The sequence below is a fragment of the Paenibacillus sp. 4624 genome, assembly GCF_050435065.1.
In the GTDB taxonomy this organism is placed as follows: domain Bacteria; phylum Bacillota; class Bacilli; order Paenibacillales; family Paenibacillaceae; genus Paenibacillus; species Paenibacillus amylolyticus_D.
Genome location: NZ_JBNDJR010000002.1, coordinates 94,806 through 116,409, shown reverse-complemented (window position 1 = coordinate 116,409; position 21,604 = coordinate 94,806). Strand labels below are relative to the sequence as shown.

Below are 21,604 nucleotides of genomic sequence, written 5' to 3'. Positions count from 1 at the left end.
CGGAAAGCCGATATCCTCTAATCCTCCCTATATTGTGCTACGCTTTGTTCCAACATCGTACGTACCTGCTCCTGTAATTCTGGTGGAGATATTACCTTGACCTCGGGACCATAGGAGAGCAACCTACGCGCGGTAAAAGCAAACTCCGAGTGAGGCACAATACCGCTCCATTTCTGGTCTGTCACCGTCTTAAATATCACGTCCGATGCCGCTATTCTTGCCCCGAATTCCGTGAATTGCAGTACAACCTCTTCGCCATCTGTGTGCGTTGCCTGTTTCAGCCATGCTTTTAGTGTGGGTACAGATTCATCGATCTGATCCAGCACCGTAAGCTGCTTTATTCGATCCACACGATATAACAACACGTGATCGTTATCCCGTGCAGGCATGTACCAGTACCCCCGCTCATAATAGATGCCCAAGGGATAGACGTTTACCTTTTTCCAGCCACTACGAGCGTTGTACATGAATAAAATAGCTTTCTTCTCAACTGCGGCTGTTAACAGTTCCGATGTAAGGGAATCGTGATGATCACCCGGATGCTGCATAAAAGCAATGTGTTCCCGCAACCCTGCGATCCGTTCCTGTACATCCGAAGGCAGTGTAGAGAAATACTGTTCTGCCAGATGTTCACGAATTGAACCATACGGAAAATCAGGAACCAGCTCCAAATATTCAAGCATCATAAACAGACCCAGTGCTTCTTGTTGTGTAAGCTGTAATGGCGGTAGAATCCGATTGGGCAACACCCGATATCCGCCGTTAACACCTACCTCGGTATATAAGGGAAACCCCATTTCCTGTAATGCGTCCAGATCACGCTGAATGGTACGCATCGATACGTCAAATCGTTCTGCCAGCTCCCGAGCTGTGAACTTGTGTCTGGAATCCATGAGGCGCATCATCGCCAACCTACGTTGATTCAAAATCTCCCCACCTTTTAACTACGTCACATTTTGTCATAGAAAAATTGTAACACATACGAGCTGTTCCACGAACGCGAAGACGTTATAGCATCCTTGAATGAGTTTACTTTGCAGGCAGGCCCTCCGCACATAGATGTAGAATTATAAAGCATCTACCACTAAATGTCGGGAGCTGAGACGAGCGATGACCAGTAAAGAAATTTTCTCTCTAGATGTACGTGAGGTTCTGGATTACATTGAACACGGCGATATATTAAAGAGGCCGTATCTTCCCTTTGCCGATGGCGTTGCAGTAGATGGAGCAGCTTCTGAGGCACCAAATCCGTTTACGAATCTAGAGGAAGCCTTGATATTTTACCAGGATGAGGATGTAGAGCCGCCTTTTTATTTTTTATTAGACATCACCGCAGATGCCTCAGGAGATATTCCGCCCGCTTCCGGTGAGGAACAGAGATCTCTTGCCCAAGCGTTCATTCTGTATGAAGAAGAGCAAGACTTCTACGGCATAATGAAAAATAAATTAGAGGGAATGGTCGATGAACTGTGCCTGAAGCCTGATCAACTCAACCATCTCGCTGATATCATCAGCGGCGATCTATTTCAGATTGCACGAGCTCGATTGTTATGCAAGGAGCCACATCCTTATTTTGAATCCATGTTTAATGTCTATAAAAATCAGGGAATGCCTGTCGGTTGGATCGGCAGCGAATCTGCCAGTGAAGGGCGCTTCGTCATTTACAGACGTTCATAACATACGAAGTTACTACGGCTAATCCATGCTGATTCAACCAGAGCACAGACAGGAGAGATTATCTTGAGAGACAGGATTGCAGCCTTTCGGGGTTCCAAGCATTTTGAATTAAAACATGTCACGGATCATGTCATTGCGGATTGAAATCTGCATACAAATAACATTGAATTATTTTCCATTACAGGTTATGGTAAAGACAGCTTAGCGATAAGCAAGTTCCTTACACGAAGGGAGAGGTTTTAAATGGCTGCTACTTATATGGATATGGTGGTTCAGTATTAAAACCGAATAGCTGGCATATCTGAAAAAAAGCGGGATGTCGCCCGTGTTTTTTGTTATGCCATCCAAAGTAACCTTTCGTGAATATTGCTGTTTGCAGATACGATGAAGGTCGTATCTTTTTTGCGTCCTGATGCCGCAGAACAGCAGCTTCGTAAGAGGCTGCTTGTTTGCGGCATTTTTGCGTCCAAAAACAACATAAAGGAGCTAACCTTATACCAATGATGACTTTAAAAAACTACGGATATATCGAAACAGAAGATGTTCCAGATGGATTGTTACCTGGCAGAATAACGGAACTGCGGCGGGAGCAATTCACCGTCATGACAGAGCGTGGTGAAGTCACCGCTGTACTAAAAGGTTCATTTTATTATCAGGCGGATATGCCAACTGACTTTCCTTGTGTGGGGGATTTTGTCCTGCTGCGCTACAACAATATCGGTGGTTCCCTGATTGTTAAGGTGCTGCCCCGAAGGTCCAAATTCTCGCGTGCAGACTATGCAGGCCATGCTGCAGGCTATGCCAAAACGATATTGGAGCAGGTTGTCGCCACCAATTTCGATGTTGTATTTATCCTCACTTCGCTAAACCAAGATTTCAATGTGAATCGCATTCTGCGTTACCTGACACAAGCCAGACAAAGCGGTGGTAAACCGGTCATCATTTTGACCAAGGCAGACCTCGTTACAGAAGATCATGCCATGCTCACGGAAGTTAAACAAAGGATCTCCGATGTACCTGTTCACGTGATCAGCAGTCACACTCGCTTGGGGCTGAACGAACTGGACACATATCTAGCACCAGGTCAAACCGTTGTATTTCTCGGCATGTCTGGCGTGGGTAAATCCTCTCTGCTCAATGCATTAATTGAAAATGACGTCATGAAAGTGCAGGCCATACGGGAGGACGACAGCCGTGGACGCCATACCACAACACATCGTCAACTCTTCATGTTGCCTTCGGGCGCAATGGTTATTGATACTCCTGGCATGCGTGAGCTTGGGCTTTTCGATGCTGACGAAGGTATTCATGCAAGCTTTGCCGATGTCGAAGCATTATTCGCTCAGTGCCGCTTTACCGATTGCCGCCATAAGACCGAGCCTGGATGTGCAGTTCTCTCAGCACTCGCGGACGGTTCATTACAGCATGAACGTTGGGAGAATTATATTTCCCAGCAGTCAGAGAACAAGTATGTACAACACAAAACTAACTACCTCATCGAAAAAAGAGCAAAAAACAAAATCAACAGGATTCAGAGTAAACAAACCAACAAAAGCGGAGGTCGGAAGAAATGAATAAGACGAAGATGATGAAAATAAAGATGCAAACCTTAACTCATGTTTTAAACCAATATTTTAAGATGAATATTCTGAAAGCGGAATATCATACAACAACTCTGCATGGCGGAACTGTGGGCAACGTCAATCTGGTAACGGGAACAGCCGAAACCGAAGATGGCCAAAAGTTGCCTTACCAACTTGTACTGAAGGTTCAGAAACAATGGGAACGTTATAACGATCCCGGTTCCTGGCGCCGGGAATATGATCTGTACATCTCTGACCTCGGAACGACATTCTCGGAAACCTTCCGCTGGCCCACATGTTATTACGCGGAGATGAATGCTGAAGAAAATGAATTTCAACTGTGGCTGGAATATATCGATGGTGTGTCCGGTCTGGATCTGTCTATTGAAATGTATGAACAGGCTGCACTGGAATTAGGGCGTTATCAAGGTAAACTGTACGCAGAACAACCGTCAGCGCTGAAGAGTCTGACCAACTTGAGCCATGCCGATCTCATGAAAAATACGTATCTGCACTATCGCTCATGGCCTGTCGTTTATGATTACATCCGTTCTGAAGACTGCGAGTTCCCACCCCATATCCGGCAAATGTTGATCGATATGGATGAACACTCGGACGAAATATTCGCTCGTATCGAACAGTTGCCCCTTGTGTTAAACCATCGGGATTTCTGGGTAACCAATCTGATCTATGCCGATGGGAACATCGCGCTCATTGATTGGGATACCTCGGGGTGGGGATACTTTGGAGAGGATATCGCAAGCCTGGTTGCCGATGAGTGCGATATTGAGCATATGGTGGAATATTATCAGCGCTGTGTTCCTGCGTATTACAAGGGCTTTGCAGAATATGCCGAGGCTCCCCCACTCGCTAGCCACTGCGTGCATGAGATGATTCTGATCGTATTCGGGTACAGACTTGTCGAAGGTTATGTACATGCCGAGTCCGATGCGGCGAAGGAAGAAAACCTGCGTATACTACAGAAAATCTATGAAATGAAACATAGCCCGCTACAGGGATAAACGGTGCGGTAGTTCATTGATTATCCAGGCTTCCAAGCTCCCTCCTTGGCTGTACTTTAAATAAGCATTTAAACTACGTCAATTATTGTCATAGTTATGTTGTATCTTATAGGTATCAAAGGAAGGAGCGATGAAATATGGCTACATCTAATTCGAAAACAATTCTCTACATTGCAATGAGTCTGGATGGATATATTGCCCGACTGGATGGTTCGGTCGATTGGCTGTTTGATGTGCAAGGTGACGGAGGAGATAACGGCTATGCCGCATTCTATCAGACCATCGGGAGTGTAATTATGGGGCGTTCTACGTATGAGGAAGTGCTTACTTTATCCGAGGATTTCCCTTATGCAGATCGTCCGGCCTATGTACTTTCTCGCTCAGAACAGCCACCTGCACCGCATGTACAATTCACAACCGAGAATGTGGAAACGCTGATTTCCCGGTTAAAACAGACCTCTGAGGGAGATGTGTGGGTTGTAGGTGGAGGACAACTTGTTCAGGCGGTGATGGAGCAACAAGTCCTGGATGAGATTGAGGTCGCTATTATCCCGAAAGTACTGGGTGAAGGTATTCCCTTATTTCCAAAGGGCACCGTGCCGACCCTGCTGAAAACCATTCGTACCCAGACGCTTGGACAAATCATATCCATCCGTTATGAAGTACAGCGTAGTCTTGTAACAGAGGGTTCACCAGAATTAAACGACCAGACTCCATAAAAACTCAACGAAGACCGTACAGCAACCCGCTGTACGGTCTTTCGTTATTCCACGGCACAGAAACATCATAGAAGCTGCCATCGGAGAACCTACACAAGTTGAACTGTTCATTTGCACAAAAACGGAGTATTCCGTGTAAAAAATGTAGTTCAACTTGTATATTATAGAATTCGCCCAATGTATTCTGTTAAAACGTCAGCCGCCCGGCGATGTGATTGATCGCCAGGGTGTGTCCTTGCACCCATCGTTTCCTCGGTCGTATTCGGAAGCTGCAGGATCGAAACAGCAGGATCTCTTGTTTGCTTGTGATAGGCATCCACTGCACGGTAGATCGCGGGCAGTAAAGAAGCTCCAAGCATGCCATAAGCCCATATGATATGCGCTTGCGGGTTGTTTTTTCGCAGCTTGATCAGGAACTGCTCTACCGCCTTCTCGAACTTGGCCAAGTCCGCCTCGTGATACGTCCCATCTTCGTTGAGGCGTTGCTTGTACACTTGTCCGGTCAGTGGATCTGTCCAAGCTGGAGACTGGAATGCGCCGTCGTCATTGCTACCCAGATTGACTACAATAACATCAGGCTGCCATGAGTTGAAATCATGTGGCTCTAACGCGCCAAGGTGCTCATTTCGCTCCCCCTTCAGCAGACCGCAGACCTGTTCATAATACTCCGGAATATTGCCATTCGGGTTGTTGTCCCAACTGCTCAGCACGCCCCATCCGCTCTGAGAGATGACACGATACTCTGCACCTAATGCTTCAGCCGTCATGAACGTATAATTGTGCAGTGCACTGAACCACATCGGTATCCAGTCCTCTTCTGTCTTCGCCCCAATGGCTCCTTCTCCCGAGGTGATGCTGTCTCCGATAAACTCGATTTTAAGAGGCTTCTCTCTCACAGGCAGGAACGTGCCATCAGCCTTCACCGCATGAAACTGCAGACTGTTGTTCGGGTCACCACTCATCGCCTGTACATCCTTGATGATACGCACATTTTTGACCATATTAGGATTCATGCCACGAAATACACAGATCCAGGCTCTGCCTCTGATTAACATCTGACGACTTACCGGAACACCATTAATAACAATACTGATCCAAGGCTCAAGCAGATCATAGGACGACTCGATTTCTACCCAAAATTCCGCACCCCGTATGTTAAATTCGACTGCACTGCCTGTCCAAAACAAAGTCACCGGTGACCGCCCCGCCGTAGTTCTGCCGTGTATTTTTACATGCTGTACATCTGAAATGGCAATGACCTCTAATTCTTCATTGGTGCTATTACTCATAGGAACCCTCCTGTTAAATTCATAATTAAAATCTCACTTAAAATTTCACTAATCGGGCACTACCACCCGGAATGGAGCATGCCCTGTTTCCGCATGAAGAAGCTGTGTGGGTTTGCGCAGACGCAGACTGCAGATCAGTCTGACTATGGCCCGCTTCCGCTCGACTCTGACCAACGAAACATCAATCCATAGAGGAACCAGCGGAACATGCCAGCACAAGAGATCCACAGCCTCATCTACTGTAAATTGCCGATGCTCTACATTCTGCGGAGCAAGCACCACCAGCCGCATCATCTCGTCTGCACCGTTCAGCGATTTGTCCAGTTCGGGAGATGGCTCAATGAGCAAGCCAATCTCCTCATACTCCTGTTGGTCCCGCTCCCTAATCTCTTCGATGGCTTGTAACAGATGTGCTCGGAAGATCACTTTATCCATCTGAGTTATTCGCTCCATAACCCCATGCCCTCCCTGGTGGTGATATGTACTGACGCTACTGATGAATCTATCTATATGTTTACATGGACACTCCAACTTATATAGAGTTTTTTTATATGTATTACGCACAACAGCAAAAATCCCCTGCAAGCAACCCTGTTCAAGTTCATCATATCAGATGTGCTCAAGTCTATGGTTTGCCCGTAAGGGATATGTTCATTTATTTTTGATTACCGTAGGAAAAAAGGTAGCCTTATCGGGCTTCTATTCTGCGCGTTACAGCACCTTACCTAGGAATGCCTTGGTTCGTTCATGACGCGTATTCTGAAAAAGTTCCTCCGGCGTGCCTTCTTCGACAATATAACCGCCGTCCATGAAGATCACTCGGTCCGCGACCTCACGGGCAAAGCCCATCTCATGTGTCACCACAATCATTGTGATCCCTTCATGCGCAAGGTTTTTCATAACTTGCAACACTTCCCCGACCATCTCGGGGTCAAGAGCAGAGGTCGGTTCATCAAACAACATCACACTCGGATTCATCGCGAGTGCGCGCGCAATGGCTACACGTTGCTGCTGTCCGCCGGACAGTTGCTCGGGATAGGCATCCTTTTTCTGAGACAGCCCTACCTTGCCAAGCAGTTCCATTGCTTTTTTCTCATTTTCGGCTTTACTCAGTTTCCGGATATGTTTAGGCGCCAGCATGATGTTCTCCAGCACGGTCAGATGCGGGAACAGATTGAACTGCTGAAATACCATGCCGACATTGGTGCGCAGCTCGTCGATGTTGGTCTTGGGTGAAGTGACTTCCACTTCGCCAATAATTACTTTGCCTGACGTGACTTCCTCCAGAAGATTGAGGCAACGCAAGAACGTACTTTTGCCGGACCCCGAAGGGCCGATTACACATACCACTTCCTGCTCCCGAATCGTTGTGGAGATATCCTTCAGCACCTCGTTCGCACCAAACTGTTTCCTCAAGTTCTCTACCGTAATCATCAGATTGCATACCTCCTCTCAATGAATCGGGAAGCCCGGGATAACAGCACAATGATGATCAGATAAAATATGCCGACAACACCCCAGATTTCAAAAGCCCGGAAGTTGGAAGAGATAATAATCTCCCCCGTTTGTGTCAACTCAGCGATACCTATGGCTGATAAGAGTGACGTATCTTTAATGGTAATGATGGACTGGTTCACAAAAGTAGGAATCATACGGCGTGTTGCCTGCGGCAGGATCACAAGCCACATAGTCTTAAACCGGCTTAGACCCAGTGATCTTGCGGCCTCATGTTGCCCTTTGCCGATGGACTCGATGCCTGCCCGGAAGATTTCCGAGATGTATGCACCAGCGTTCAAGCTAACCGCAATAATTCCTGCCGTCATGGCTGGAATACGCATATCCAGGAACACCGGCAGACCGAAGTAAATGAAGTATACCTGTACGAGAAGAGGTGTGCCACGGATGATATCCACGTAAAGCGAAGCCACCAGCCGCAACAACCAATTTAGGGAAGTGCTCATCAGGCCGGAGACTAGACCGATCACCATCGCAAAGATGAGCGAGATCACAACAATTTTCAACGTAACGACTGTTCCCTCTAACAGAAGAGGCAGTGCGTCCAGTATGACTTGCCAGGAGGAATCCATCCGTACCACCGTTCCTTTCTACTTCGCTACTGTTCCCAAATATTTTTCCACGATCTTGTCGTATTCGCCGTTCGCTTGCAATTTTTTCAAGCCATCATTAATCTTTTTCTGCAATTCAGTGTCGCCTTTGGCTACAGCAATCCCGTAGAAGTCGCCGTTCAAGCGGTCACCAACGATTTTTAGCTTGGAATTAGGGTCAATGGCGATTTTATAAGATACAACCGGGAAATCTTCGAGTGTCGCATCCGCGTTTTTATTCGCTACTTCCTGATACATGGATGGGCTATCATCAAAATATTTCACAGTTGCACCATACGTTTTCGCATATTCATCAGCGAGATTAGCACCTGACGTTCCTTTTTTGATCGCAATCGTTTTACCTTTCAAATCTTGCGGACTCTTAATATCGTTGTTAGCTTCATTCACAATTAAGGACAGTCCGGCTTGATAGTATGGTTCTGAGAAATCCACAACCTTTTTACGCTCATCCGTGATACTGATCCCTGCAATCGCTCCATCCAGCTGATTCGCTGTAATGGCTGGAATGATACCTTTAAAATCCATCGGCTTAATCTCCACCTCAAAGCCTTCTTCTGCCGCAATGGCATTCATCAGGTCAATGTCGATCCCAACGTATTTTCCATCCTTTTGAAACTCAAACGGAGGGTAGGTCGCATCCGTACCAAACGTATATTTTGCTGCTCCCGATCCACTTGCTGATTGGGTATTGCTGTCTTCTCCTGATTTTGCTGCGCCGCAGGCACTAAGTGCCAGAGCAAGAACTGAAGCCATAACGATGGATGCTACCTTTTTCATGGAAAAACCCCTTTTCCTGATTAGATTTGGGATCGACCGAATCGATCATTTGTATTTATGTACGTATTGTATTTCTACACCTACGAGAACTTACGCAATCCTACACATTTTATTAACAATTCATGAAAAATAAATTAACATACATTTGTTTTAAACTATTTAATAGTACAAAAATCTATATAAACGGCACAAACAACCATAAATTATGTAACTTTATATAACACAAAATAAAAAAAGACTCTCGAAAAGGGCCTCGAGAATCTTACAATTAAAATTACAAATTCCTGCGCTTTGATATTGATTTCATTCACTTGCTGTTTTAGCTATTTATTTTCTCTACCGTCTCCATGTAAAACACTTGCAGGAATTTCTTGATGTTCACCTTGCTCTTGTTATCGCTTGCCTGCTCCTCTTCCATCGCCCTCATCTTCATACGCACGTCCTGAAAATCAAAATAAAGCGGCGCATAATGCTCAAATTTAGGATTGCTGTAATCTGTAAGTCCAATGGAGGCGAGATTTGTCAGTGCCGTCAGAACTGTTCTGCGGATGCGCTGCTCCATTGCCTTGCACTCCTTCTCCACTTCCTTGGGCGTTAGCTTGTACTTTTGAGCCACAGCTTCATAGGATTCCTTCAGCGGCGGTAGCTCGGAAGCCTGCTTTTGCTCAATAGCGTACTCCATCAAAGCTACAATATCTTTGCTCCCACTCTCACCAATGATGCCCAGGTCCATTAATATGCTTCGCGCCGTGTCTCGCACTGTTCGGGTCTGAGCAGGAGCCGGGGTAGGAGCCTCTACCAGATTCAGCCGAGCCATGGACTGTTTGATCTCCTGTACATAACGCTCATACTTCCATTGCTCATTCACTTTATTGAGTACATGCTCTACTTCCACCCAGTTGATCGGTTTGTGAATGAAGAACTCAATCCCCTTCTGGTAGGCCGCTCCCACCATCTCTTTGTTGACCACCTGTGAGATCATAATAAATTTCCCGCTATAGCCGCTCTGCTTCAGGTTCGCCACGGTTTCAATCCCGTCTTGATCTGGCATCAACAGGTCAATCAATACGACATCGGGCTTGAGATCCAGAATCACACGCTCTCCTTCCAGACCGCCCTCGGCCATGCCTGACAGCTCTAAGGTTCCGCAATTCTCAATGATATCCTGCAGCATGCTGCGGCTCACCACATCATCATCCACGATCACGATCGAAAGTGTCATGGGCATCGGCCTCCTTCATTAGATTGACTCTGGGGATCATGACTGTGAACACAGTACCCCGTCCGGACGGAGCATCTTCTACCTGAATCTGTCCTTCCAGCGACTGAACGATATCACGTACATGGGACAGGCCGATCCCTGTGGCAGCAATGCCAACTTCATTAAACTTGGTCGTATAACCGGGTTCAAAAATAACCCCGCGCTTCGCATCAGGTACACCTTTTCCCGAATCCGTCACTACAAAATGTACATCCGCATCCTGTTCAAAAACCCTTACTCGAATCATGCCCTCCTGCTCAATCGCCTCAACCGCATTAGCCAGCAAGTTATTCATGACCGTAAGTAGTGGGACGTAGTACGGAGACTCCCCTTCACACTGTTGTTCAATCTCGATCTTGACCTGTTTGTTCAGCATCTCACTGTATTTCCGATTGGCTTTACCTGCAAAATGCACTACTTCCGACAGACTCATATTGACCGTCTTCTCGTTATCATACAGCTTCAACAATCCGGCCAATATGCGCTGGGAATCCTTTTTCACTTCATGAATCTGTTGAGCAATGCCCAGTGTTCGCTGGCTGTATTCGTTCATGTCCTGCTCACGCAGATCGCGATATAGCTCATAACTGTTAGCCGTAATACCTTCAATGGTATTCATCGCTTTTTTTAGGTAAAAAACCTCACCGTACAGTCCCGAATTCACACTTAACATCTGTTCGATCCGCTTTTCCTGTTCTGCATGCAGGAGCCTGATCTGTCTGACCGCAAAACTGTTATACAGCCCGATGACAAAGTAACTTCGCAGACCGCCCACAATCAGCAGATACAACCATTCACGCATATAAAAAATATTCGTCCCGCTTAGCACACCTCGCACGAATAACTCGGCCAGGTTGGAGGAAAAATCAATACCTGTGATGATGCCGCCGAGCAGCAGCGGAGGAATCTCATGAAAACGGCGCTTGATTTTACTCAGCCCATAGGCAAAGACCACATAATACAAACCCGCTCCCAGGTTATCCCGCATGCTTTCCAGCATGGATAAGGTGTGTACATGGCGAATCAGGTCAGCAGATTGAAAAGCTATGCTCGCGAGACCCGTCAGAATCCCTGTTTTTATATAAGATAAATGGGGCATAATCATCAGCAAAAATAAAAGAATGCTGACCCCGAGGCCAATCCGGAAATAATCTTCCCGAAAGGGATTAATTTTGAACTGAGCACCTACGGACGTAGCCACGGCAACGGCAACCATTTGCACATTCTCGTTTTTGAACCAATTGCGCATCCCTTTTCCACCTACTATCGCAACGTTCACAAGCCCACACTGCTGGGACTCGCGCTTCTGATGTTAAATATACTAACATACGAAAGAAACATTAGGAATAATTAAAATTTGGGGAATACATGATCTTTGATCCTAGGTAACCTAAAAAAAAGATGGAGTGTTTAACCGATTTTAATTTCTCACAATTTAATTGTATAATATATAAAGTGGCAGGTCAGAGACCTGTTCTTCAGAGAGGAAGATTGCACATGTCAGATGTTAATCAAAGTTTTGGACAAGCTCTGGTGAAATCCCTGGTCGGAGAGCGCGGACATATTCGTATCGCCAAAGCACTACCGGATATTGATGTCGAACTTGCAGGACGTACACACGAGGCCATGCCTTATACCATCTACCAATTGGTCAAACATATGCACTACTGGCAGAATTTCATGCTGGAGCATGTGGAAGGGCGCAAGCCGCAGATGCCAGCAAGCGTAAGCGAAAGCTGGCCAGTGGAGACAGCCCCACAGGATGAAGCAACGTGGAAAGAGGATATTCAGGCATTCCTGAGCGGTATTGATCAAGCGGTATCCATCGCAGAAACGGCCCAGTTGAATGATCCACTGCTCTATTTCCCAGGAGAAACAAAGGGCGGATTATTACGTAATATCGCTTCACACAACTCATATCATCTGGGCGAAATTGTATTGCTCCGCCGTTTCTATGGCGCATGGCCACCTCCAGGCGGCGGATTCCCAGCATAGTAGTTTAAAAGTGCAGCGCAGATTTATGTCGAGCTATTCTTCATTACAAAAGATAAGCCGCAAGGGTCAAGCCCCTGCGGCTTATCTTCTATATAACATTATTGCATAAAAAGCATTAAACCTCTGGTCGCATTAACCCTTGAATAAACGTCTCAAAGTTCGGTGCGAGGGGAGTAATTACACGCTGTTCTTTATCTACGTACACGACCTCTGGCTCACCATCATTCCCGAAAGAACGGTAGTCCAACATAACAACGCCTGCTTCAGAAGGGGCTTTGGCAATAACCACACCAATCTCGGGATAACCATCACGTTCAATTACGGTCCAGCTGCCTTCTCCACCGCATAGGGAATGGCGCTTTTCACGGCCGATACCTAATATCCCCTCAATCTCGACATACCCGGTCTCTCCCGAACCTTCATTCGTCACCGGGAAGAAGCGGTTATACGGAATGCCACCGTTATGTTCCTTCATCATCTCAATATAAGAGACAGGCAAGCGGAATACCAACTGCTCCTCCACCGATTCGATCAAGCCATCACTTGGTGGATCGGACACATACTGCTCCAGAGCCAGCTCGCTGTCATTCCAGAACTCACCCGATACCGGGACGGGTGGATCAACATGAACTACAGATATAGATGAGATTACCGCAGGTGACTCTTCGGCAGCTGTCTTTTCCAACGTGCGATCTTCATTCTCTTCACCCGTAACGTCCTCATCATTTTCTTCGTACTCATCTTCATCGTCCCGGTTTCGAATCCATTCCAGAAACTCCAGTGTATCCTCATCTCCGGGCTCCAGCTCGTCGGAGCGTTCGAAAGCTTGCTCCGCCTTATCATATTGTTCCAGATAGTAATAAGCCAGTCCAATCCGATACTGCCAGAGCGGGTCATTTGCTCCCTCTTCGGCCACGGTCAGGAATTGTTGCACGGCTTCTTCATATCGCTCCAGATTGTTTAAGGCCCTGCCCAAGTGATTCACTAGCTCGTAGTCTCTCTCTTCCGCAGGAATCTCCTGCACGGCTTCTACAATCTTCTCGTACTCGTCTTGCTCATGCCAAGTTTCCAGTTGTTCCAGTAACTCTTCGTTCATCATCGTGCCTCCGTTCCTTCTTCTCATCATTATGTATTGAAAATTATACCACTATACGGAACCGCTTCTCCAGCGAAGAGGGAACCCGACCGAGTAAGAAGCACATTTTAACCTGAAAATCATAAAAAAGCAGCCCAACCTCATGTTATCCATTCAGTCAGGCCACTCAAGCTATAGCTTTCTTCGTTAATTCAGCAGTTCCACACAATCGTACACCCAACCTGCACTTAACCAATTCCCCAAGTCGCTGGAGCCGCTGATCGGTGTAATGCTGATCGTATTTGCACCGTTAACAAAGTGTGACGCGGGAATATTCCAGCTAAAGGTGGTATTGTTGCCCCGGTACGTGCCGATGGTGAAACTGCGTGAATTAGGCTGAGCGGAAGGGGCTGGATTACTTAATGTGCGTCCATTAATAGTTACACTTGGTCGCCCATTAATGTATGCAGCCGTAATACCGATGTTCAGCACATGTGAGGAAGATGCTTGTGCTGCATTCAAGTTAAAATTCACCGTTGTAGGCGAGTTCTGGCCCCGGAATTGAATAGCCGGAAAACGATTCGTTGCACTGCCTGGAGTATACGTCACCGGCCCCCAGCTTGGGTTTCGGCTGTCCGAAGGATGACGAATCGGAATCGTCTGACCGTTCAAGAATTCCCGTGGTGTCCCGTCCCAGTTCCCAATCCGCCAGATACTGGAGGCTTTACTCGGATCATTGGTAATGGTGCGGGTATTTACGGTTGTGGTTTGCCCTGCGGTAACGTTTACATTTTCCGTGTACACAGCAAGCTCACCTTTATATACCGTCATGGTATACGTTCCCGGAATCATGCCGTACTTGGTAGCGGCACCGCTCGAAGAGGCATTTGCCCAATACTGAGCGTTGCTGTTCGCGAACCCAATCGTATAGGCATAACCTGCCTCCATGCCAGAAAGTCCATTCAACACCACATTACCTCGGCTGGTCACCCATCCTTGCAGATTTAATCCCGACATCCAGCTGAAATCAGGTACCGCAGGTGTTCCTCCAGTTGTAAAAATAAGTGCATAGGGACCATGCAGGCCGAGACGCCAGTTCTCCGTCTGGGCATGTCCCGAGTTCATATAATTATAGACTTCGGTTTCAGAGCCGCTTTGGAACTGAATATCACGGAAGAAAGGCCCGCCTGAGCTCTTCTCTCGGTTGCCGTACGCCATGAATACACCTACTCCGTTACCCGTTACCCCTCGGACAGACAGGTCTTTCGCCTGATCATTACCATAATATTTGGAGGCTGACTGTCCATTCGCAAATCCGAATACATCCTGACTTTCAATCGCCCCCGTATTACCCCGGTTATTCGAGTTCACTGGCACACCGGTCAGCACACTCCCATTGCCGCGGAAAATATAACGCAGTTCCCCAATAGACGGCTGTGCCGTAATATGGGTGGCCATATAGATGATGTTTTCGCCGCCGCGCGAAGCATAATAATGGGTTAATGTACTGGTAGAAACGGTGATTAATACCGTTGAACCCGAAGGTGATCTATTCCACGTCACATTCGCGGATGACCCTAAACCTGAACCAATGTGTGATCCTCTATTGCTGTTCAGCTCCGTTCCGTTCATCTTGGCCGAGATGATATCTCCATTCGTTTTATTGACCACATACACAAGTCCCGACCCGGTATTTACCTCGATTCGGGAACCATTGTCTGTCACCTGAATGGTGGCTGCATGGCTCTTTGAAGCAGGAAAAGCAAAAACGGAAGCAACCATGGCGATGAACAGCAGCATACTCGTCCATTTTTTTACCAAACGTTGAGTCATGTAAATATCCCTCCTGATCTATCCCCCAAATATGAAGCGCTTACATTTAAATGTATGCTCAACCTTCTTCGGTGTATTTTGAAGTGCCACATCGTTTGATGTGTACCTCATAGTTGCAATACTTCGTTGCGTATTAACCCCCTTTCCCAAAACACCTTGTGATATAATTTTCTTACAATTTCATTATTATAATACCATTATATTACATATTTACACAATGGTAAGCCTCTCGTCCCTATCTTGTTTGAATACTTCTCTTTCTTATTTGGTGTCCATTACAAGCTCGTATTGATTAAAAATCCAGCCACTCCTGATCTGCTCGGCAGCCTTCTTGCTAATACGCACCGAAGGTTTTCGCACCTGTAAACCATCTGGTTCGAGTACCGAAAACCGCAGCAGTTGTGTTCTGTTTTTAATCTCACTCACCAGTTCTTCGTACAACTTATAAGTGAAAGGCCGATGTTCCCTGATATCCTCATACGTATAATCTGTTCCTTCTCCACTTTCGGCTTGAATTCGGATATCTTTGGGGAGCGAAATCATAATGCTAGGCAGCTCATCCACCGCCCATTGTTCACGATAGGGAAAACTGATACCTTCATTTCTGACGAAAAACCCAGCCATTCCCTGATCCACAGTAAGTACGATCGAATATACAAAGTGCGGGAAGTAATCTGTTGCCTTCTCAGTAGCTGCATAGTAATCATAAAATTGCTTATATGCCTGAAGCACCTGTTGTTTGTCATATGGGGTCTTGGCATAATTCGTTGAAATAAATGAAGCTCCTCGCTCCTTAAACAGTTCCAGGATCTCACCCCATTCTTCCGGTGTGATCCAAAACCTGATTTTGTAGAATCCGCTATTAGTCAGTCGACTCATCTTCTCCCCGCCCTTTACGTAAGTTAGATTCGTACAGGTAATCATCCATATTTTACTACAAACTCAGATGACATAGATGTCTACAGCATCATTCACAACAAAAAAAAACGAAGCGGCTCGTGTGTACGAACCGCTCCGGCCATCTTGATCTACTCAGATACAATGAGTTGTTATGAGATTCTAATTTTACAGACCTGCAATCAATGATTTGATTGTGCTGTCACTTTCCAGCGCACGGATGATGATCGTTACTGCTTCAGCGCGAGTTGATTTGCCGTTAGGCGCGAACTCGGAAGCCGTCAATCCATTAACCAGCTTGGCGGATGAAGCAAGTTCAATCGCTTCAGCAGCCCAGTTTCCGGCTTTTACATCACTGAATTTAGTTGGAGCATCCGTAGCCAGCGCGTTCAGATTGATAACACGGGAAATGATAGCAATCATCTCGGCACGAGAGATCGTTGCATTCGGCTTGAAGGAGCCATCTGTGTATCCACCGATTACACCCTTATCTGCCAGAGCTCCGATATATCCAGCAGCCCAGTTAGAACCTGCATCTTTGAAGCTATTTGCTGCTTTATTTTCACTAAGTCCAAAAGCACGTGCAATCATTGCTGTGAATTCAGCCCGTGTTACAGGAGCATTCGGCTTAAACGATCCATTCTCATAACCGTTAACGACACGCAGTTTCAGGGCAATGTTAATATTTTCGTTAGCCCAGTGACTCGTGATATCACGAACGGCGAATTGTTGATTTTGGGTTGCCGCAATAGCATCGCTTACTGTTTTCAGTAAACTTTCCGGGTTAACAACTCCGGAATTGAACGGACTTGTCGTTGTGCCTGGATTAGGCTGTGTTCCCGTCGATGGCGTCGTTGTGCCAGGGTTAGGCTGCGTTCCTGTTGATGGTGTCGTTGTACCTGGGCTAGGCTGTGTGCCTGTTGAAGGTGCAGTCGAAGAACCGCCGCCACCATTTCCCGGTGTAGTACCTGTGTTGGTTGTATCTGTGATAACTAAAGCAATACGATTGCTTTCATATACAACTTGTGTGCTGTATTTTGACGGTAATCCTTGGACTTTAACCGAGGAGAATTGACCCGTTCTTTGGTTCGTACCATGAGTAACTAGTGTGAACGTTCCCGCACCCGGTACATAACCGTTACCAAAATTCACATCCAACTCTCCAGCTGCCTGAATCGCACCCTTCACATCAAGTACATCTGAAGCTGTCGCTACATTCAGCTCCAGCACCCCTGTTGATCCTTGAGTGAAGTTTCCTTCAATGTTCCATTTTCCGTATACACTTTCGGTCACTGTACCGCTGTTGTTTGTAACGTTACCTGTACCAAATGCCGAAGCCGTATCGCCTTCCAATGTACCTCCGTTGATCTCTGTACCACCGGAATACGTGTTGTTGCCTCTTAATTTCAGGGTACCGCTGCCATCTTTAGTCAATTTACCTGTACCGGAAATATCGTTTCTCCACACATCCTGTGCATTGAATCCGCCTTTAGCCGCATCCATCATTACTTTCACGTCATGATTGAACGCGCCGTATCCATCTGCAGCAGCAAACAAGTTAAGACGTCCCCAGCCTTCTGGATCATCCAATACCGGATAACCGGAAGCAATAGCTGTTGTCGCCAGTACTGCACGACGTTGCTGATCGGACAAGTAAGGCTGTCTGGTTTCAAGCAGTACTTCTGCGCCTTTAGGGACAGCAACAGGTTCGTTCGTTGAACCGATCTGCGGAAATCCATATGTTAAACGTTGAGTGTATTCTTCTTTATTTTTTTGATAATCCGTGAAACGATCTTCTGCTGTTCCATTTTGTTTCAACAGGACATCATGTGCCTGCTTGTACGCATCTTGTTTCAACTGTTGATTGTCTGGATCATTCAAAGCCGAAGCTGCAAATGCCGTCGCCAGTACACGACCTCCCATAACATCAAGCGGGGAGTGCATGCCGGCCACAATCCGGTCATCTCCCATTTCAGATGCACGTGTCATTAATTCCTGAAAGCGCTCAGGAACAGAATAAGCCAGTGCAATTGCTGCAAGGTAAGAGGCATTGGTGTGCCCACTTGGGAATCCGCCATCAGATTCTGGAGTGCTGCTTCTCACAGCTTTAAGTGTAGGTACAATAATGGATAAATCATCTTTCCAACGGAAAGGTCTCATATATTGGTAGAATTTCTTGGCTTGTTGTGTTGAGGCATAGTCCCCCCGCACTTTGCCAACCAAATCCACCATTTTCCCAAGCTCAGAATCGGAGTTTCCTCCTTTGTTGGAATCATTCGTATCTGTAAACTTCGTTGTCAGTGCTTCTTGCGGAATATACGTAATAGAAGTGACCGTTCCGGACATCTCACGATATACGTCTGTTAATGCACCAAGCCCTTCAACTGCTCCATATGTCTGGTTTCTTCGATCGGTATAATAAGCTTCCTCTTCATCTTTTGCGGTACGCGTTTTAGAAAGGTTTTCCACGTAATCAATATTGTAGTTCAATACCTGTTCATTCAGCTTGGTACCGTTATCCCAAGCAGATCCCGGTGTCCATAGTTTAAGAAACTCCGAGAGAGTACCTATTGCCGGATTGCCATCAAGAGTCATGCCTGCACCCGTGTTATTTTTGTATTTGTCTACAAAATATCCCCACTCTGGTTGAGGTGGCAATGGAATGGTTGTCTCATCCGATGCAGCGAGCACGTTGCTTGCGGCAAAGGTGTTGGATAAAAGAACGACTCCCATCGCTGCGGCGAACAATCTCTTCTTGTTGCGTTTGATCACTTTCGTTTTCAAATTTGTCGACTCCCATCGTTTAATAGTTGGTCTCGGTACGGTCTCAATGTAGCATTGGGGCCGCAAAACCAGCAATAAAACAATTTCGTCATTGTATCAATTTCGACGCAATATCATAAATCCTCAACATTTTACATGAAGTTAATATAAATCGTGAACCTTACTGAATTCGGGTAGTGTATAATTTGGGCCGGGAGGAATGTTTGATGAAAAAGTGGAGCTCTGCATGGGCGGGACTAGCCCTGTCTTATGGTTCAATCGTCATCGTTATTGTGCTGCTGATCTGCTCATTTTTCTATATCTATTTCTCACGCAGTTACAATGAAGAATTAAGAAATAAGAATCAGCTGATTCTTGAAAATACAGCACGTACTATTGAAGGAACCGTACTCAAGCGGGTGCAGCAGATGTATGTTGACCTTTCTCTTAATAAATCAGCCAACATTCGTCTCTTTGCCGATCAGGAGGATCGAAACGGATTAAATCAGGTGGTTGACCTGCAAGAACTGCTCAAAGCCAAGGTTGCCGCCAATACCGATATTGTGCAAGGCGTTCATCTCTATTATCCTGCACGTAACGTTATGCTCTCCTCCCTCTATGGACTTCGCTATAACGCAGATCAGAGCGAAGGGTCTGTGTATTATGCGGACTGGCTTCAGGAGATGCGTACCAGTAAACATAACAGTCTATGGACGCCGGCACGTCATATTCCAAAGGATATTTTCTCCAGTCAGACAAACGAGAATACCAATGGTTTGTTTACGTATGCGCACAGCTATCCTTTTCGCTCAACAGGGGAAACCAGTGATGTCATTATCGCCATAGATGTAAAAGAAGAGGCTGTAAATACCATCATCGAGAATATGATGCCTTCCCAATATCAACATACCGTCATCGTCAATGCTGCCGGGAATGCAGTGAGTCGATTGCAAGAACAAAGTTCCGAGCAGTCTGATATGTACGCGGCAAGTCTCAAAAAGGCTCTTGAGCTAGGCCACACCAAAGGCAGCTTCGACGAAAAGATTGGGGGTGCGCCTTATGTGGTTTCCTATCAAACGCTACCATCAACTCACTGGATGATCTACAGTGCCACGCCATCCAGCTATTACTATGAACAGTCCATCATGATCCAGAAACTTATTCTTGGGATCTGTCTCATTGCACTGTTGATCGGGTTGATTTTATCCGCTGTGTTTGTACGTGCTAATTACAGTCCGATCAAACGACTGGTAGGCCGCATTAAAGATCTTTCGGGGACCGCATCTCATCCAGTTACCAATGAATTTCGCCTGATCGACAACGCCTTTCTTCATCTCAAAGAGCAAGTAAATCATCTTGAAGAGACTGTACATGCGAACAGTGCGGCTGTAAGGCACAAAGCTGTGCTTAACCTTTTGCAAGGTAATCCGGAACACAGGCCATGGAAAGAGGAACGTGCCGCTCTAGGTATCGCAAGACAATACAAGGAATACTGCTGTATGCTGATGAATACCGGTGCAGGGATTGCTCCAAGTGGCTCATCCAAACAGCCTGAGACCATTGCCAAACTGATGCACGGGCTGGAATGCTTGTCCCTGCAAGATAGCCGTCTCATTGCCGAAGAACTGCCGGATAAGCGACTTGCCGTCATTCTATGTACCGATGTGGCTTCAGAAGCATTACTGGACAAGTTCGCCGAGCTGCTGCTCGCAGAGACACGTCAGCAGTTGCAACCAGACATTCAGCTGTCTACAGGCTGTTGGGTCAAGGATCTCCGTAATATTCATCTGAGCTTCAACGAAGCGCAAGCCTTGATGAAATATGCTTATCTTTTGCCAGAGCTGCACATTCTGAAAGACCATTCTCTGCTTCAGCGCGAGCACAGCCTGAACGAGATTCCGCAGACTTTGCTGGCCAAGTTCAGAGACAAGCTTCAGAGCAGGCAACTAGATGAGGCTGTAGGCACTATCGAACAAGTGGTTGAACATATGCGGGAAGGACAGTTCCCTGCGGATTATTGCCATTTTATCCTGTCAAATATGGTGTTTATCTACTCGGATGCAGCCAAAAACGTGCGTTATAAGCACCCGTTGCAGTTCGGACACCCTGATCTGTATCACGAATATACAAATCTGCATGATATATTGGCATACCGTAACTGGCTGACAGCATCGATCACCACATTTATAGAAGAAACCGAGAATCGTAACAGTGATCGAGCTGTCTCCACCATCGAACTAGCAAAGCAATATATTGAAGCCAATCTTTCGGACGACCTCTCACTTGAGGCTGTTGGAAGCAAAGTATTCCTTAGTCCCAAGTATCTGAGCAAGCTTTTTAAAGAAGAAATGGGTGTCACCTACACCGACTATGTCACATCAAGGCGGATGGAACAGGCCAGACTGTTGATTGAAAACAACAACATGACCATTGACCGTGTTGCAAGCTCGGTTGGTTACGGTACAACCGCATATTTCATTAAACGATTCAAAGAAATGTACGGCTGTACGCCAGGCAATTATGTGCGCAATCTCTCTTCGGCAGCAATATCCGAGGCCAGATCATAAGGATGAGGAGGATGGATCGG

18 protein-coding genes are annotated in these 21,604 nt (G+C 46.4%); 6 read left to right on the top strand and 12 right to left on the bottom strand.

Annotated features, from left to right (window positions below):
- Positions 1 to 17: 17 nt before the first annotated feature.
- Complete coding sequence (locus ABIE27_RS04910; RefSeq protein ID WP_429350024.1) at positions 18 to 926, bottom strand: helix-turn-helix transcriptional regulator; 909 nt, start codon at positions 924 to 926, stop codon at positions 18 to 20.
- Positions 927 to 1,110: 184 nt separating this feature from the next.
- Between ABIE27_RS04910 and ABIE27_RS04905 the strand changes: the two genes are divergently transcribed.
- The 4 genes from ABIE27_RS04905 (at position 1,111) to ABIE27_RS04890 (ending at position 5,001) form a co-directional block, all read left to right on the top strand.
- Positions 1,111 to 1,677, top strand: coding sequence for a hypothetical protein (locus tag ABIE27_RS04905; RefSeq protein ID WP_429350023.1), 567 nt, complete (start codon positions 1,111 to 1,113; stop codon positions 1,675 to 1,677).
- A 500-nt stretch (positions 1,678 to 2,177) separates the two neighbouring features.
- Positions 2,178 to 3,251, top strand: a complete 1,074-nt coding sequence (gene rsgA, locus ABIE27_RS04900; RefSeq protein ID WP_429350022.1) for a ribosome small subunit-dependent GTPase A — start codon at positions 2,178 to 2,180, stop codon at positions 3,249 to 3,251.
- A gap of 14 nt (positions 3,252 to 3,265) precedes the next feature.
- A complete protein-coding gene (locus tag ABIE27_RS04895) occupies positions 3,266 to 4,282 on the top strand; it encodes an aminoglycoside phosphotransferase family protein (protein WP_429350248.1) in 1,017 nt (338 codons plus the stop codon).
- A 137-nt stretch (positions 4,283 to 4,419) separates the two neighbouring features.
- Positions 4,420 to 5,001, top strand: a complete 582-nt coding sequence (locus ABIE27_RS04890) for a dihydrofolate reductase family protein (protein WP_429350021.1) — start codon at positions 4,420 to 4,422, stop codon at positions 4,999 to 5,001.
- Between the two features lie 161 nt (positions 5,002 to 5,162).
- Here the strand turns inward: ABIE27_RS04890 and ABIE27_RS04885 are convergent, their stop codons facing one another.
- The 7 genes from ABIE27_RS04885 to ABIE27_RS04855 all read right to left on the bottom strand — a co-directional run bounded on the left by ABIE27_RS04885 (position 5,163) and on the right by ABIE27_RS04855 (position 11,703).
- A complete protein-coding gene (locus tag ABIE27_RS04885) occupies positions 5,163 to 6,290 on the bottom strand; it encodes an SGNH/GDSL hydrolase family protein (protein WP_123063890.1) in 1,128 nt (375 codons plus the stop codon).
- A gap of 48 nt (positions 6,291 to 6,338) precedes the next feature.
- Positions 6,339 to 6,743 (bottom strand): hypothetical protein, encoded by a 405-nt coding sequence (locus ABIE27_RS04880; RefSeq protein ID WP_429350020.1) that lies wholly within the window; start codon positions 6,741 to 6,743, stop codon positions 6,339 to 6,341.
- Between the two features lie 258 nt (positions 6,744 to 7,001).
- Positions 7,002 to 7,724 (bottom strand): amino acid ABC transporter ATP-binding protein, encoded by a 723-nt coding sequence (locus ABIE27_RS04875; RefSeq protein WP_123063888.1) that lies wholly within the window; start codon positions 7,722 to 7,724, stop codon positions 7,002 to 7,004.
- Positions 7,724 to 8,377 carry an amino acid ABC transporter permease gene (locus ABIE27_RS04870; protein ID WP_429350019.1) on the bottom strand — a complete coding sequence of 218 codons (654 nt, stop codon included), beginning with the start codon at positions 8,375 to 8,377 and terminating at the stop codon, positions 7,724 to 7,726. Before ABIE27_RS04870 ends, ABIE27_RS04875 begins: the two co-directional genes overlap by 1 nt.
- A gap of 18 nt (positions 8,378 to 8,395) precedes the next feature.
- On the bottom strand, positions 8,396 to 9,193 hold the full coding sequence (locus ABIE27_RS04865) for a transporter substrate-binding domain-containing protein (RefSeq protein ID WP_429350018.1): 798 nt from the start codon (positions 9,191 to 9,193) through the stop codon (positions 8,396 to 8,398).
- Positions 9,194 to 9,512: 319 nt separating this feature from the next.
- On the bottom strand, positions 9,513 to 10,415 hold the full coding sequence (locus ABIE27_RS04860) for a response regulator (RefSeq protein WP_123063885.1): 903 nt from the start codon (positions 10,413 to 10,415) through the stop codon (positions 9,513 to 9,515).
- Positions 10,387 to 11,703 carry a sensor histidine kinase gene (locus tag ABIE27_RS04855; protein ID WP_123063884.1) on the bottom strand — a complete coding sequence of 439 codons (1,317 nt, stop codon included), beginning with the start codon at positions 11,701 to 11,703 and terminating at the stop codon, positions 10,387 to 10,389. The genes ABIE27_RS04860 and ABIE27_RS04855 overlap by 29 nt, the downstream gene beginning before the upstream one ends.
- 248 nt (positions 11,704 to 11,951) lie before the next feature.
- Here ABIE27_RS04855 and ABIE27_RS04850 point away from each other — a divergent pair, with 248 nt between their 5' ends.
- A complete protein-coding gene (locus ABIE27_RS04850; protein WP_123063883.1) occupies positions 11,952 to 12,449 on the top strand; it encodes a DinB family protein in 498 nt (165 codons plus the stop codon).
- Between the two features lie 115 nt (positions 12,450 to 12,564).
- Here the strand turns inward: ABIE27_RS04850 and ABIE27_RS04845 are convergent, their stop codons facing one another.
- The 4 genes from ABIE27_RS04845 to ABIE27_RS04830 form a co-directional block, all read right to left on the bottom strand.
- On the bottom strand, positions 12,565 to 13,545 hold the full coding sequence (locus ABIE27_RS04845) for an SMI1/KNR4 family protein (RefSeq protein ID WP_123063882.1): 981 nt from the start codon (positions 13,543 to 13,545) through the stop codon (positions 12,565 to 12,567).
- A gap of 186 nt (positions 13,546 to 13,731) precedes the next feature.
- Positions 13,732 to 15,357 (bottom strand): rhamnogalacturonan lyase B N-terminal domain-containing protein, encoded by a 1,626-nt coding sequence (locus ABIE27_RS04840; RefSeq protein WP_123063881.1) that lies wholly within the window; start codon positions 15,355 to 15,357, stop codon positions 13,732 to 13,734.
- Between the two features lie 261 nt (positions 15,358 to 15,618).
- Positions 15,619 to 16,236, bottom strand: a complete 618-nt coding sequence (locus ABIE27_RS04835) for a hypothetical protein (RefSeq protein ID WP_429350017.1) — start codon at positions 16,234 to 16,236, stop codon at positions 15,619 to 15,621.
- A 186-nt stretch (positions 16,237 to 16,422) separates the two neighbouring features.
- Entirely contained in the window at positions 16,423 to 19,023 is a 2,601-nt protein-coding gene (locus ABIE27_RS04830) for an S-layer homology domain-containing protein (RefSeq protein ID WP_429350247.1), read from the bottom strand.
- Between the two features lie 221 nt (positions 19,024 to 19,244).
- Here ABIE27_RS04830 and ABIE27_RS04825 point away from each other — a divergent pair, with 221 nt between their 5' ends.
- Positions 19,245 to 21,584, top strand: a complete 2,340-nt coding sequence (locus tag ABIE27_RS04825) for an AraC family transcriptional regulator (RefSeq protein ID WP_123063878.1) — start codon at positions 19,245 to 19,247, stop codon at positions 21,582 to 21,584.
- The last annotated feature ends 20 nt before the right edge of the window (positions 21,585 to 21,604 follow it).